Consider the following 14,165-nt stretch of genomic DNA (forward strand, 5'->3'; position numbering starts at 1 on the left):
ACAGCCGGTGACCTAGGTCAGCCGTGTATTCTCAGCTACGGTTCACCCCAGGCTGGTCGAACTGAACAGCGATCGACTGATGATGATCGCTGCTGGTACTTGCCTGTAGGCAGCGCGACTTAGCACCGGCAATGTCTCAACCGGCCTGGCGGCGGGCTTGCAGGCGGCGCTGGTCCGGTGATTGATACAGCGCGGGTTCATCGCAACCGTCGCCACTAAAGTCACCGACGATGACGGTACCATCGGTGGAATCTAGCTCGAAAACGCGGTCCGTTGCGTCGAAGCGACCATTGCGATTACTGTCCACCAGCACGCGGTTACCGCGTACAACGGCCAGCTCGTCGATGCCATCACCGTCAAAGTCGCCAACTAGCGGCAGGTCGCCGGGCTGACCGAGGAAACTGCGCTCGTTCAGTTTGCCATCGCCATTGGTGTCCAAATTCCATTGGCCGTCGCGGAAGGTGCCGATGGTTGAAACGCCATCACCGTTGAAATCGCCTGACACTGCGATATCGCGTGCGCTTCCGAATCGGAAGACGTGGTCAATCACATCGGCACGACCCTGCCCGTCTCGTCGTGGTTGCATCAGGCGGGGAGAGTCTGGAGTTTCGTCTGGTCCCCGAGGAATATTCTTAGGTCGTTGAGTTCGCACAAAGTTCTGCGGATCAGGCATGCCGGGTTCTACCGCCAGTGCGCGATCATCTCCCGTCCACTTATGACCAAAGATACCGATGTCATCTTTGCCGTCTCCGTCCCAATCGCCAACGACCGGTTGGTCGCCTTTGGTTCCCAGTTTGAGCCAGATATCCTCTTCGTCCCAGCGCCCGTTTCCATTGATGTCGATAAACCATTCGCCATCCAGGAACAGCGCCAATTCGTCGAAGCCATCACCATTGAAGTCACCCATCAAGGGTGTTGCACCCTGCAGATAGAATGCTGCTGGTGACTCGGAGTCGGGAGTGTTTGGCGTTAGACTTGTAAAGCGATACTGACTCGAGCGCATTCCGCGCACTGTCCATGACTGGACATCCAGCAAGTTGGCTTGATCCTGAACGGTCTCGGGACTGATAGGATCGCCATTGCGCATGCCACGCGGGAAGCCGCCGTTGACAACGCTCAGGTGCCAGGTCATTTCCGGTAAATGACCACCGCCAACGATCAGCGGCAATGGGGCCCAACGCAGGGGCTGCCACAAGATCGGCTGCAAGCCTGGGAATAATTCGCGGTCTACCAGCGGGCGTTCCAGTAGAGGCGGTGGAGGCAGCGGCGGTGGTGGCGGAAAGATGGGTTCGGTCTGAACCTCGCTGAAATTGTTCTCCATCGAGTGCTCGCCGACCTGCAGTTCAATAGCGAATATTGCATCCCGCAGTTGAGCAGCGCCCAGTTGTCGCAACGGGTGAGCAGGGGCTAGGGAGTCAAGGAACTGGTCAATGTCCGCCTGATTGGGAAGCACGCGCCCTCCAGTAGTCCCCGGTGAGTCGATCCAGTCGAGATAGTCCTCTGGCTGGGTCTGCAAGACATGGTAGATTCCCGGCGGCAGACCAGCGAATTCGTAGTAGCCGTTGTGGTCGGTTTTAGCTTCGATAAATGGACCAGAATAGGTGCCCGGCAAAGCCAGGTTGCTGGAGACGGGTTGCCCATGGCGGTCCAGCAAACGCAGAACGACGCCAGCAATCGGACGATCATCGTCCGTGCGTCGACCGTCGTGAGTCCCCTGAATATTTGCGGGGAACTGGCCGAAGACCGTTTTGATCGTTGGGCCATCTTGATAGACGTAGCCCGACAACCTGGCGGGCAGCAGTTCGCAGAAGTCGTAGTGAACCAGATTCGCGCCGGCTCCGATGATAATGGCGGATATCTCATCCTGCACAGCGTCAATTCCGCCACCTGATCCTGCCTTTTGCCCGCCTTGCAGATAGCCGGCTGGCTGAGTCTGACGGATGGTGTAGTTACCCGCGCGCAGATTGGTAAATTGGTATTGGCCTTGTGCGTCCGTGGTGGTCGTGCCAATCACGTTGCCAGATGGGTCGAGCAACGTCAATACAACGCCTGCTATGGGCGGTTCATCTTCGTTGCGCACACAGTCCTGGTTGCGATCAAAAAATACTTGGCCAGAAATCTGTGCCGGAGGAACTTCGCAGAAATTATAGTCCACCAGTCGGGCACCGGGCTGGACAATAATCTGTGATATCAGATCGGCGATCGATGCGTCGCCACCACCGCTACCAGCACGCTGGCCTCCTTGGAAGTATCCTGCAGGTTGAATCTCTCTAACTGTATAGGTATCTGGAGTCAAGTTGTCGAATCGGTAATAGCCTTGAGCATCGGTTAAGACGTAGGTGATAATGGTTCCATTGCGATCGAGCAATTCGATGCGCACACCGGGCAAGGGCATGTCGCCCTGTGCATCAATAATGCAGTTGCCGTTGGTATCGGCAATCACTCGACCTTGAATACTTCCCAGCAGCAGTTCGCCGAAATCATAGTTGATGCCTTGGGCACCGGAACCCAAGCGGATTTCAGCGATCACGTCCCCCGTTGCGTCCGTGGTGCCACCCAACGAACCCGCTGACGCACGCCCGGGGTGGTAATCAGCCGGCGTTTGCTCAGTGATGCGGTAGATGCCCGGTCGCAGATTATTGAATGAATAAAAGCCAGCCGAATTGGTACGCGTCGTGCCGACCACCTTACCAGAACTATCCCACAGTTGAATTAGCACGTTGCCCAGCGGCAGTTCGCCGTTATCGCGCTGGCCGTTGTTGTTGGCATCGAAGTAAACGTGGCCGCTGACCTGCGCGGGCTGCAAATCGCAGAAGTTGTAGTCGGTCAACAGGCCGCCGCCACCGATGATGATCTGCGTAATGGTATTGGGATCAGCCACTGTGCCGCCGGCCGAACCTGGCTTAGCGACTCCATCGATGAATCCCGCTTGATTCGTCTGGCGGACGGTGTAGGTACCGGCTCGTAGATTACTGAATTGGTAAGTTCCATCGGCTGCGGTGCGCGTGCTGGCGACCACCTTGCCACTGCTGTCCAACAACTCGATTAACACCTGCGCCTGTGGTGCACGCACCGCGTCTTCGCTCAGGCAATCCATCCCACTGACGACGTAACATACACGACCACTCAAGCTGGCAGGCAGATTCTCCGCGAAATTAAGCTCGATGGCGTGGGTGTCACCCAATACCAGTTCGATGTGGGTCAGCATGTCCGGATTACCGCTGACCAGTTGACCGATCGATCCGCCGGATGTGAGTTTTCCGGTGGTGGCTCCTACGCTGTAGTACCCGGCCGGTTGCGTTTGTCGAACCTGATAGGTGGCTGGTCGCAGACCCAGTGAACTACTGAAGGAGTAGCGACCTTGTGAGTCAGTCTGGGTGGTATGTCCGGTAGTTACGTAGACTCCGTTTTGCAAGACGAACAATTCTACAGAAACATTAGCCAGCCGTTGTTCGTTGGCACCGATCTTCAGGTCTTCGTTCGTATCGACCCACACAGTACCCGCCAGCGAGATGGGCTTGGGTTGCTGTTTCAGGACCAAGCCAACGCCGGTGGTTCGATCGTGCAAGCCATTATCGTCATCGCGCGGTAGTGGCAATTGCAGCGGATCCAGCAGGCGGTCATAAGCGTTCAGAAACTTTTCAACGCCGCTGGCATCTTCATAGTGCGGTGCTTTAAACTCGGCGGTAAACCTCGTGCCCTGAAATTCAATGCCTGAGGCAATCGGATCGACGCCTTCGTTGATTTCCGCGATGTCGGTTTCGCCGGGCAGCATGTGTACGACTTCATCGACATCAATCGAAAAAATCAGCTTATCGCCTGCGGTAAAATTGGTGAATTCCAAAATCAGCAGGCTGCTGCCATCTTCTACTGTTGCTTTGACTGTGGCCGTAGGGTTTTTGGTGTGCAATTGGACCACTTTGAACGGATGGGAGCGATCAGCCCCCAGCCCTCCTGGCGCAGTATCAAATATTAAATCGCCTCGGCTCAGTCCGCGGTCATACAGGTCGGCGTCAAACACGACGCGCGTGAGCTGCGTATTGGGTGCCCCGCCGTCAAAGGTAATGATGAACTTGTCGGGTTCTAAATCGGAACCGGAGTCGAATTCAGTGTACACCGCTCCGATACGAATATCCGCAGCCATCAATTGCCGAGGTTCAAGCTGCTCAAGCACTGCGCGGCGATTTCGCCTCTGTCTTGGAGGACGAGCCGCCGCCGATCCTGAGGAGGCTAGTGCTTGCGACCCAGTTGTGCGGAGTGGCGCGCGATCGGGTGCCGAGGCAGTAGAATCCGCCCAGCCCAGGATACGTCTAAATGTTCGTGAAATCTGCAAGGTTGGCCTCCAGCCAGCAAGCAACGGTCGCGGTGTGTGGTTCTGCAGTCAAGTTGCCGCGCGACAATCCTTGTCCTGAGGGTTACCGTATTTTCAACTTTGAATCCAACTTGATTGGCGTCCGCGAAGTTGGGATGCTGCGCTGCGCGCGGCGTTGTTCCAGCTCCAGCAGGTTCCAAACGCGAACCGTAGTGTCAAATGAGCCACTTGCCAGAAAGTCGCCGCAGGGAGCCATCACGGATACCGTGCCGTAGTGCCCCTCTAACTCTGCAATAATGGTGGCCGACTGAGCGTCATATAGTCGAATATTGTTGTCCGCGCCGGCCACCGCCACCAAATAGTCGTTGACCAGGCACAACGACATCATCTTGGAGGCGGCTAATTCGTGGCTCCACAACATTTGTCCGGCTGCAATGTCATAGCGGACAACACGTCGATCCTCGCCGGCACTGGTTATCCAGTTGCCGTCGGCGGAAAACGCGGCTGTATGAATTCGGGATAGATGTGCCTTGTAACTGACCAGTGCTTGACCGGAGGTTGCATCCCACACATGGACATGTCCATCGCGACTGGCTGACAATAAGCGCGCACCGTCGGGACTAAATCGCACACAACGCTGATCGTTGGTGCTACAAGACAAACGCTGAACGTAGACTTCGTTTTGCAAATCATATACCAGAAGTTCATCGGAAAAACCGCCGATGGCCAGTAAATTCTGTGCCGTGGTGACGCTGATGCTGCGAATGGCGTAGGGCACGATCACTAGTTCTTGCGATTCAAGGGGCTCAGTGTACTTCCATCGTAAAACGCGACCGTCATTTCCAGCCGAATACAGTTCAGGCGTCTGGGCACCTTCTGGGTAGACAAACAACAGCGACTGAATCCAATCGTGATGACCAATAACCGTTTGCACTGTCTGACCGCTTTGGCAGTCGATAATGCGAATCGCGTGATCGTCTCCTGCGACCGCTAAAAACCGCCCATCTTCAGTACCGGTAATCGCTGAAATGACCGGAGCCGAAGTTGAATTTGGTAGTCGCTCAAATTGAATCTCATGTGATTGCAAATCGCGCATGGCGTGTGAACTGTCCACCGTGGCCGTGTTCACGGGACGCCCCGGAGGTTGGGCCACGACGGGCAGCGCACTGAGCCAAGCGATCGCTACCACGATTGCATATGACTGCGCAGGTAAGAGAATCCGCCTGATTCTCATGCTAAATCCCACTCCTTGAAAGACATCCGCCATCAGCTGGCGTCGGTAGTAACCAATAGTCCGCACGCCTTAGCGGCTACACCGATCTGCACGCTTCAACCAATATCGGAGTTTCGACATGCAATCTAAATCTGATTTGTTAAACTTTAACACTGGCGTCAACCTTTCCGTGTTTTCAGGTCCCTGCTACGACACCTATTACGACAAAGGCTAGCAATGGCAGGGTGGGGTCGAATCATGAAGATTCTCAGCAAGGCAGCGGGTTACGGTGCCCGAAGAATTCGGGCAGTGCAAGGGTACGCAGCTTTAACTCTAGGGTGTTATTTTTCCTTCGCGGGAACTCTGCTGTCGCAGGAGCCGGTAAGCGAGACGCCCGGGGTAATGACGCTTGACCGGTTCCACCCACAGCCACGGGCCGCACTGCGAACGACTCAGCTCGCTCACGCCAAATTTCCCGTAGTGGATGTACATTCCCACTTTTGGTTACGACTGCGCCACGATCCGCAGCAGTTGCATGGGTTTATCCAACTTATGGATCGCCAGCGCATCGCCGTTTGTGCCAGTTTGGATGGAATGCTTGGACAGCGGTTGGACGATCATATGAGCTACCTGTGGACCGAGTATCGCGACCGCTTCGTAATATTCGCCAATGTCGATTGGCAGGGTGACGGAAAAGCGGATGATCCTGCCAGTTGGGATTGCCACCGTCCCGATTTTGCACACCGCGTGTCAATGCAACTTGAGAATGCCAAGCAGCGTGGTGTATCTGGTGTCAAGGTATTTAAGGCCTTTGGATTAGAGTATCGCAATCCCGATGGATCGCTCATCGCAGTGGACGATCCGCGGTTTGATCCGATCTGGCACGTGTGTGGACAGCTTGGGTTGCCAGTGCTCATCCACACCGCCGACCCCAGCGCCTTTTTCGAGCCGATCACGGCCCAGAACGAACGCTACGAAGAGCTATCGCGACATCCCGAGTGGCATTTTCCAGCGGATCGCTTTCCATCGCGAGTCGCCTTGCATGAGGCTCGCCGGCGGCTCATTGCGCGACACGCCGGCACGACCTTCATCGCTGCTCATGCCGCTTTTGACGGTGAAGACTTGGACGCCACGGCGCGGTTGCTGGATATCTATCCCAACGTTGTCCTAGACATCGCGTCGCGCATCAGTGAGCTGGGACGTCAGCCCTATTCGGCGCGAGAATTTATGATCCGCTATCAGGATCGCATCTTGTTCGCAACCGATGGCCCGTGGCCTGAAGCGCGTTATCAACTGTACTGGCGGTTTCTTGAGACGCGCGACGAGTATTTTCCATACTCGGAGAAGGCCATCCCGCCGCAAGGGATTTGGCGAATCTATGGAGTTGACCTCCCCGACGTAGTACTTCGCAAAATCTATCATGCAAACGCAGCTCGGCTAATTCCGGGTGTCGCCGAGCGCCTGCATCGCTGGCAAGCAGCCAATCCAGCGGCCAATCCGCTAACTCCATAGTGTGGCAAATCACGTTTTTACCCAGAAGGCGTGTGTGAGCGACCTGAACTTTCAAGTCAGTGTGCTGCATCGGCCGCAATTCTGCCTGGTGACGGTCACCTCAATCTTGTGCCAGGCGTGATCTGCCCAGGGGGGCAACGTCGTGCATTACCTGGATGGAATTCGCGCCTTCAGCCGTTGCGATAACTCACGCCGATCTTGATGAGTGGGGAACGAAAAATAGTGGCCAGAACAATTCGCCAGTGATGTTTGAGTTTCGTTGTTCTTGACTCTCAATATCGTCTCGTTCAAATGTTCTGCGGCCATGTTGAACAACTGTCGGCTCAGCGATGCCTCGTCTACTCCCGTTTGAATCTGCAGCGCATACTGGGCGACGATTGGACCTTGGTCAATTTTGGCCGTCATTCGTTGGAATGTCACACCGGACTGTGATTCAGCGTGATATAGCACCCAGAATACTGGCGCTGGTCCGCGATACTTGGGCAGCAAACTCGGATGGATATTCAGCCCACCGTATTTGGGAATCGCCAATGTCGGCCTGGATAGAATCTGTTTGCAGATGCACACAATTAATAAATCAACGCCAGATTGTTGCAAGTGCTGTTGCACCAACTGGCTGTTCATATTATCGACCATCGAATGCGGCAATCCTCTAAATATCACCAGTTCCAAAGGAGATTGCGGTCGCATCCAGCCGCAGGGTAGCCATTTGCTAAGCACGATCCGCAACTTGCCGAATACCAACTGAGCTGCCTTCGTCAGTAGCTTGCGGAATCCGAATTCACGGATTGTTTTCCGTAGTGATTGTCGGCCTTGAGTCAGTGTGTCGAAGAAATAGACATGCGCCAGCTCGACCTGGTCGCTCATTGTCAGGCGATCTAGGACGACCAAGTTATCGCGTGATGTACGATTAGTGAGAAAAGCTACACGCATGGCAACACTCAAAAGTCCCGATCTGTCACTAGGCAGCTGTCAATCAACAAAGTCATGACAGCATTGTAACTCGATCGCTGACCTACTGAAGGTGAGCCAGTTTCCTCGCGAATAGTCGAAAGTACGCTTGTTCAGTCAGTTGAAACGGTTACGTCAGAACAGACGATGGACGTGGTTGTCCATGCGCCGACGTCGCAAGCAAGTTGTCAGTAAGACAATTCCTGCCAGCACGCCTGTTGAGGGTTCGGGTACCGTCTCGGTAGACAAAGACAGCAGCACGTCGTAGCGGTGCACTGCACCGTTGGGCATATCCGGGAATGTCCAGCGCATCGCCCCGGAAACCCATCTCGGCGGCGTAGCCATATCAAATAGGTCCAACCCACTCAGTGCATCGGCCTCGACCGACAGATGCACGCCAACACTGGGCTTGCCCGCTACATGGCTGTCTATCCCTTCGATACCATAACGCCCAACTTCCCAGCCCGTGGGCAGTCGCGACGAATGCATCGACAAAATGTCGTCGTGCATATATGAGCCGATTACACTTAGTCCACGCAACGACACATCGTAGTGGTAGGCTGCCAATGGCCCACCGTAGGGTCGATCGTCGTAAACGGCTCGCGTTGACTGCAGGCCGTGAAGGAATTGAAAAGCATGTACATCCGTCAACAACCCGCCAGAAATGTTGACAAGTTCATAGGCTTGATGAAGTATGTAGCGATTGCTGGTCTTGCTAACACCTGGGCCAAACGCGCTCTTGGGAGTCATCCCCTGCTCGATCCCGATACCAGTATCGAAAAATTGATAGGTCATGGATACGCTCAAGTCCGCGTTGCTTATCGTGGAAGTAAACACCTCAAATCCCGAAGCATTGAAGACCCCGGTGCCTGCAATCGGTGTGACAATCGCAAAGTCGGAATTTGTCAGCCAATTTGGGGCGATGAAATGCGGCTCAAGCCAAGTTGTCCCCTTGGGGACTCCGCCCTTGCTGTAGTTGAAAGCCGCCGCCCATTCTCCCGACAAGTACTCGCGTCCTACAAATAGTGGACGCTGGTCGAATAGTAAGTCAGCATATCCATGTGAGGTCAAGGTAATCGACCAAGCTGGATTAAATATCTCAAGCTGCGCGCTACATCGCGAGGCCGGCGACAGCAATAAACAGAACACTACCAGCCACAACACTCGTCTGACAGTTGGACAGCTCGATAGACATTGATGGCCGGACAACCAGCCAGCAAACATACGGCGACTTTCAATCCGAGCACATGATGTGATGCGAAGCATAGAGCACCCCTAATGGTTAAGAACACAAACAGTCCAGCGCAAAAAACCAAACGACCTGCTAACTCAAGCGGCAAAGTCTGTAGGGCAATCTGGCTGAGACTTGGCCTCGTGCTGTGCAACAGCTCCGTCTTGACCTCAGGCTTTTTCAACGCAACCAGCGCCTCAATTCAATCAAGGCGACAATCGGATCAGAACGACGTTAATTTATTTCAGATAACGCGGAACGAGAGCAAAGCAGGTCAGTCCCGCATCGACATATAGTCGCAATTATTAGATGTAGCGCTGCCGCGAGGCGTGACAGGTACATTGGTCGTTAATCTATCCTGGTCTCAGGTGTATGTCAATTTTTTAGCTCGCTGGCCCCCAATTTGGCTAGAATTCCGTTAGCCGCTACAATGCAGCATTCAACCTAGTAAGCAACTGCCCCAAATTTCAGAAACGGCTTCATTATCGCCAGCCAATTCAGCGAAGCAGGCCCGCCAATAGATGGTCCAGATACAACTGCCTGGATCGATGAATGTCTATCGATTCGCAGAGATCATTTGTTCATGGAGCAAGTGAACCTGGCGAAACTGACCTGCCGGTTCGGATCGCCGCTGTTCGTGTTCAGCGAAGATCAACTGCGGCGCAATATCCGGCAATTCCAGCAGTCCTTTTCGGCCCACTGGCCTGATGGACCCGTGAAAATCATGCCAGCGGCCAAAGCCAATTGGTTACCGGCGATCCAGCGCATCGTGGCTCTGGAAGGCTGCGGTTGCGATACGTATTCTGAGGGTGAACTGGCAGTAGCATTGCGGTCTGGAGTCGACCCACAACTCATCTCGGTGAATGGTTGCCCCAAAGCCAAGTCGCACATCCAGCGAACGCTTGAAGTTGGCGCTCGGTTGACCATTGACTCTCTGGAAGACGTCACGCTTCTTTTAGAGATACTCCAGCAGCAGCCACAATTGCAGGCGCGCGTCGGTATCCGTATCCGTCCAACGCTGGATGATTTTATTGAGCCCTCACAGTTTGTCGCTGAAGGCCCGCTGCCCACGGACATAGCAGCACTGGCCTACAAAGGTGGCTTGTCGCTGGACGAAGTACTCGGTTATCTGCCGCGTATCGTGCAGCATTCGCAGATTCAGATCACTGGCTTTCACCAACATCATGGTCGCCATCATCGTCTAGCGCAATACTGGCAGTCGCAGATGAAATCCTATGCGCGTGACGTAGCCAAGTTATGCCAGGCAGCGGGTATCCCGCGACCTGTGGAGCTGGATATAGGAGGTGGATTTGCCTCGCCAAGAGACCCCTTCAACGCGGCGACCGACTACCATCTGCCTGGCTTGCTGAAATGGTTCAACCGGCTTTCTCGATGGCTGCATCGGTTGGGGCCAACCATGCGATACCGCTGGATTGCTCGGTTTCTGAGTGGAATGGTCTCATCGACCAATACTCAACCAGTACCCACGATCGACCAATACGCTCAAGCGGCGGCTGGTACCTTACGTGACAGTCTGCGCCGGCATGGTGTGGACCCCACTGGCATCATGTTGCAAGTCGAACCGGGGCGATCACTGTTCGGTAATTGTGGTGTTCACCTGACGACCATACAGTCGATCAAACATTTTCAACGACCGATCGTCTGGAAAGTTGCCGCCACCGATACCACAGAGTTCTGGTTTACAGGCGGTCGTTATGAACACCACTTGCACGAACATTGGGTCGCTAATAACGCCTCGACGGTCAAAAGCGATATCGTGGACATCGTTGGACGGAGCTGTTACGGCGATCGACTGCTGCCACGCGTGGCCACGGCCCCCTTGCGTACGGGTGACGTGATCGCCATCTTGGATACCGGTGCCTACCAAGAGGTCTCAGCCAGCAATTTTAACGCCATCCCGCGACCAGCCACCGTCCTGGTTCATGGCGATCAGGCGGAGATCATTCGGCGAGCCGAATCCATCGATGAAGTTTTTGCTCGCGACCTGGTGCCCCGTCGTTTGAACAGTGAGGAATCACGATAAGCAGCCGCCTAAAGCAATCGTGACTTCTACTGCCAGTTGCAATCCACTCCACCGCACATAGCATGACCGGTTGTTCAATTCCGGTGATCACAACTCCACGGCAACGCAGCGTTAATTTGTCCAACCTTTGACCTGTCTTATACGCCAAAGGACTGCCCCTGCCGCTTCGTTGTCATCAAGTCTACAGGCCAGAATGAGCGCGTATACTCTACAGGCGTGAACGGTTACGGCTGGGTTACAATATTTACCGCACTCACGAGCTGCTTCGGAGATTCCGGTGGCTCCGGCAAGCTCGAGCGATTCAAGACCGCCATGTCCTAGGTCACGTCAGCCATTGGTTAGCAAGGCGATGCAAGTCCGAAGGTGATGCTTGGCCATGTCCGTGGGTACTATGCAGTTTGCAGATCGCGCGGTTGGATGCCGTGATTCGGGATGCTCAAGTACTTTGCGTTGACCCACATAAAGGGTTGAATAAACGGCCCTACCAAAAACAGGAATAGGACGGTCGTTATTCCCATCGGACCACCTAGCAGCCAGCCGCTGGTAAACAATCCGATTTCCAAAAGCATCTTGGCTCTAAAAAAGGTCCACCCCAGTTTTTCTAGGAAGGTAATTGCGACTAAATCCATGATGCGAATCCCGATTCCACTCATGATGATCAGCGCGGAGGCATACGAGCACATCAGCAGTGATACTATTGCCAAGGCGATGGAACTCAAATTGATCACGCCCTCGTTCACTGTTACATTCCAAACCGGTAATGACTCGATCGTATACTTCTGAAGCTCAATAGCATTCCAGAAGTCCAACAAAAATCCGACCGCAGAGGTGCTGACAAATGGCATGATGGGCGGAAGCTTCATGTTCCAGATCATCCACCACGACAAGAAAAAAATGGCTACCAAAGACGAACAAACACCAAGCCCAAATCCCAGGTGCTGATTCATGCCGATGACTAACACATCCAAGGGGTCTGTTCCAAGCCGTGCATCGATAAATCCTTTTGCACCGAGTGAAAATAGTATGATTCCCAATCCATAGATCAGCACTTGGTAGCGACGTATGGTTAGGGACTCTGTGAAATAGGTCTTCAGCAAGCTCATCGCGCAAACTCAAAGGTGAAAGTCAAAGTTGTCGTCCGTAGCGGTCCATTCGCTTCAGGCTGCCCAGTCTAAGTACCCGAAGGTCGATAGTCAATCTTTTCAAACCGCACAGAATATGACGCTCAACCCAAATCGTGCGTAGTAGCGTTTGTACCGATAAATTGGGGAGTTACCTTGGGGCGGGCAAGGCTCTTGCGAATCAGGGGCTAATGATACGCTGCTGGACAAGCCAAAACGTATCAAGTAGCATCGGAGCCATGCAGACTCCACGGACATCTCATGATCGGCAGTCGATTGGCCTGGCAAATTGGGGTTGTGGTGACTTGCCTGTGCGTGATGCTAGTTCCCGCCGGCAGTTTCTGCAACGAACAGGCGGCGGATTGGGGTGGTTGGCGGCCGGTCTGCTGAACCATCAAGTTGCCAGTGGCCAAACCAAGCTGGGTGGAGCCGTCGACCCGCTACGTCCCAATGCTGCCCGCCCGCCGCATTTTGGGGCTCGAGCCAAATCGGTCATCGTGCTCTTCATGGTCGGCGGGCCGGCTTCGATGGATACCTTCGATTATAAGCCGGTGCTGCAAGATAGGGATGGCCAGCCACTTCCCCGTTCGCTCCGTCAGTCACTGGAAGACACCAAATTCGCCAACGTGCTGCATGGGACGGAAGATCGTTTGCTGGCCAGCCCTTTTCAGTGGCGTCAGCATGGTCAGTCGGGGATGTGGGTCAGCCAGCTATTTCCACACGTCGCTCGAGAGGTAGACCAGTTGTGTTTCATCCATTCGCTTCAGGCTGACTCGAACAACCATGCTCCGGCCAGCTACCAGTTTCACTCAGGAGACATCCGTGCGGGCAAGGCCAGTTTGGGATCGTGGGTTACCTATGGACTGGGTAGCGAGAACCAGGACTTGCCGGGCTACGTCGTGCTGTTTGATGCAGGGCCACTGGGAGGAGCCGCCAACTACTCGAACGGATTTTTGCCAGCCGCCTACCAGCCGACGCACCTGAGATCCTCGGGGAGTCCCGTCCTGGGTCTGTTGCCGCCGAAGGAATCGGCTGAGCATCAGCGCGCGACGATCGATCTGGTCCAACAGTTGAACGTTCAGCACCGCCAGACCCGAGCTGGCTTTACCGATCTGGACGCTAGAATTGCAAGTTATGAACTCGCATACCGCATGCAAACGTCTGCTATTGAATTGGGCGATTTGGGATCGGAAACTGCTGCCACCCATCGCGCCTACGGTCTGGATCACAGCGACCCACGCACGGTCAGCTTTGCTCGCAAGTGCCTGATGGCGCGTCGATTGGTAGAGCGGGGAGTGCGATTCGTTCAGCTGTACGACATGCCAGACAAGGACGGCTGGGACGCGCACGCCGGGCTGGTGGAGAACCATGTTCCGCGAGCACGCTGGACCGACCAGCCGATAGCCGCCCTGTTAGCCGATCTGCGTCAGCGTGGCTTGCTGGAGGAGACGTTGGTCCTGTGGGTCAGCGAGTTTGGTCGCACGCCGACGGTGCAAGGCAAAGACGGCAGGCAGCACAATGCGGCCGGCTTTACGGTTTGGCTGGCCGGTGCCGGAGTGCGTCCCGGTCGCATTGGCAGCACCGATGAATTCGGGCTGCAAGCGATCGAGCGGCCCACGGCGATGCGCGATTTACATGCCACCATTTTGCATGCCATGGGCCTGAGGCACGAGGAGTTGTACTTTGAGATCAGTGGTCGCCAAGAACGACTGACCGGCGTGGCTGGGGGTGCCAAAGTAATTCAGGACGCTTTTGCGTGAGGCAGCGTTTCCGCGATGTTT

Annotated in this window: 8 protein-coding genes; 3 read left to right on the plus strand and 5 right to left on the minus strand. The window is 54.8% G+C overall.

Annotated elements, in window-relative coordinates:
* Positions 1 to 136: 136 nt before the first annotated feature.
* Complete coding sequence (locus tag KF752_07155; protein MBX3421319.1) at positions 137 to 4,333, minus strand: carboxypeptidase regulatory-like domain-containing protein; 4,197 nt, start codon at positions 4,331 to 4,333, stop codon at positions 137 to 139.
* A gap of 82 nt (positions 4,334 to 4,415) precedes the next feature.
* Positions 4,416 to 5,546 (minus strand): WD40 repeat domain-containing protein, encoded by a 1,131-nt coding sequence (locus KF752_07160; protein ID MBX3421320.1) that lies wholly within the window; start codon positions 5,544 to 5,546, stop codon positions 4,416 to 4,418.
* Positions 5,547 to 5,762: 216 nt separating this feature from the next.
* On the opposite strand from KF752_07160, the gene KF752_07165 reads away from it, so the two are divergent.
* Positions 5,763 to 7,037: an amidohydrolase family protein gene (locus KF752_07165; GenBank protein ID MBX3421321.1), complete on the plus strand. Its 1,275-nt coding sequence runs from the start codon at positions 5,763 to 5,765 to the stop codon at positions 7,035 to 7,037.
* A 147-nt stretch (positions 7,038 to 7,184) separates the two neighbouring features.
* Here the strand turns inward: KF752_07165 and KF752_07170 are convergent, their stop codons facing one another.
* Positions 7,185 to 7,904 carry a hypothetical protein gene (locus tag KF752_07170; protein MBX3421322.1) on the minus strand — a complete coding sequence of 240 codons (720 nt, stop codon included), beginning with the start codon at positions 7,902 to 7,904 and terminating at the stop codon, positions 7,185 to 7,187.
* Positions 7,905 to 8,123: 219 nt separating this feature from the next.
* Positions 8,124 to 9,254 (minus strand): PEP-CTERM sorting domain-containing protein, encoded by a 1,131-nt coding sequence (locus KF752_07175; protein MBX3421323.1) that lies wholly within the window; start codon positions 9,252 to 9,254, stop codon positions 8,124 to 8,126.
* Positions 9,255 to 9,802: 548 nt separating this feature from the next.
* Here KF752_07175 and KF752_07180 point away from each other — a divergent pair.
* Positions 9,803 to 11,263: a hypothetical protein gene (locus KF752_07180; GenBank protein MBX3421324.1), complete on the plus strand. Its 1,461-nt coding sequence runs from the start codon at positions 9,803 to 9,805 to the stop codon at positions 11,261 to 11,263.
* Positions 11,264 to 11,652: 389 nt separating this feature from the next.
* Here KF752_07180 and KF752_07185 read toward each other — a convergent pair whose 3' ends face one another.
* The gene (locus KF752_07185; GenBank protein MBX3421325.1) at positions 11,653 to 12,366 is read right to left on the minus strand and encodes a hypothetical protein; all 714 of its coding nucleotides are present in this window, start codon (positions 12,364 to 12,366) and stop codon (positions 11,653 to 11,655) included.
* A gap of 257 nt (positions 12,367 to 12,623) precedes the next feature.
* On the opposite strand from KF752_07185, the gene KF752_07190 reads away from it, so the two are divergent.
* Positions 12,624 to 14,144: a DUF1501 domain-containing protein gene (locus tag KF752_07190; protein ID MBX3421326.1), complete on the plus strand. Its 1,521-nt coding sequence runs from the start codon at positions 12,624 to 12,626 to the stop codon at positions 14,142 to 14,144.
* The last annotated feature ends 21 nt before the right edge of the window (positions 14,145 to 14,165 follow it).

Source organism: Pirellulaceae bacterium (genome assembly GCA_019636385.1).
GTDB lineage: Bacteria > Planctomycetota > Planctomycetia > Pirellulales > Pirellulaceae > Aureliella.

Bases quoted from the DNA above. Each gene is read 5' to 3' on its own strand.
- KF752_07160 (MBX3421320.1), bottom strand. From the start codon at position 5,546: ATGAGAATCAGGCGGATTCTCTTACCTGCGCAGTCATATGCAATCGTG.
- KF752_07165 (MBX3421321.1), top strand. From the start codon at position 5,763: ATGGCAGGGTGGGGTCGAATCATGAAGATTCTCAGCAAGGCAGCGGGT.
- KF752_07170 (MBX3421322.1), bottom strand. From the start codon at position 7,904: ATGAGCGACCAGGTCGAGCTGGCGCATGTCTATTTCTTCGACACACTG.
- KF752_07175 (MBX3421323.1), bottom strand. From the start codon at position 9,254: ATGCTTCGCATCACATCATGTGCTCGGATTGAAAGTCGCCGTATGTTT.
- KF752_07180 (MBX3421324.1), top strand. From the start codon at position 9,803: ATGGAGCAAGTGAACCTGGCGAAACTGACCTGCCGGTTCGGATCGCCG.
- KF752_07185 (MBX3421325.1), bottom strand. From the start codon at position 12,366: ATGAGCTTGCTGAAGACCTATTTCACAGAGTCCCTAACCATACGTCGC.
- KF752_07190 (MBX3421326.1), top strand. From the start codon at position 12,624: ATGCAGACTCCACGGACATCTCATGATCGGCAGTCGATTGGCCTGGCA.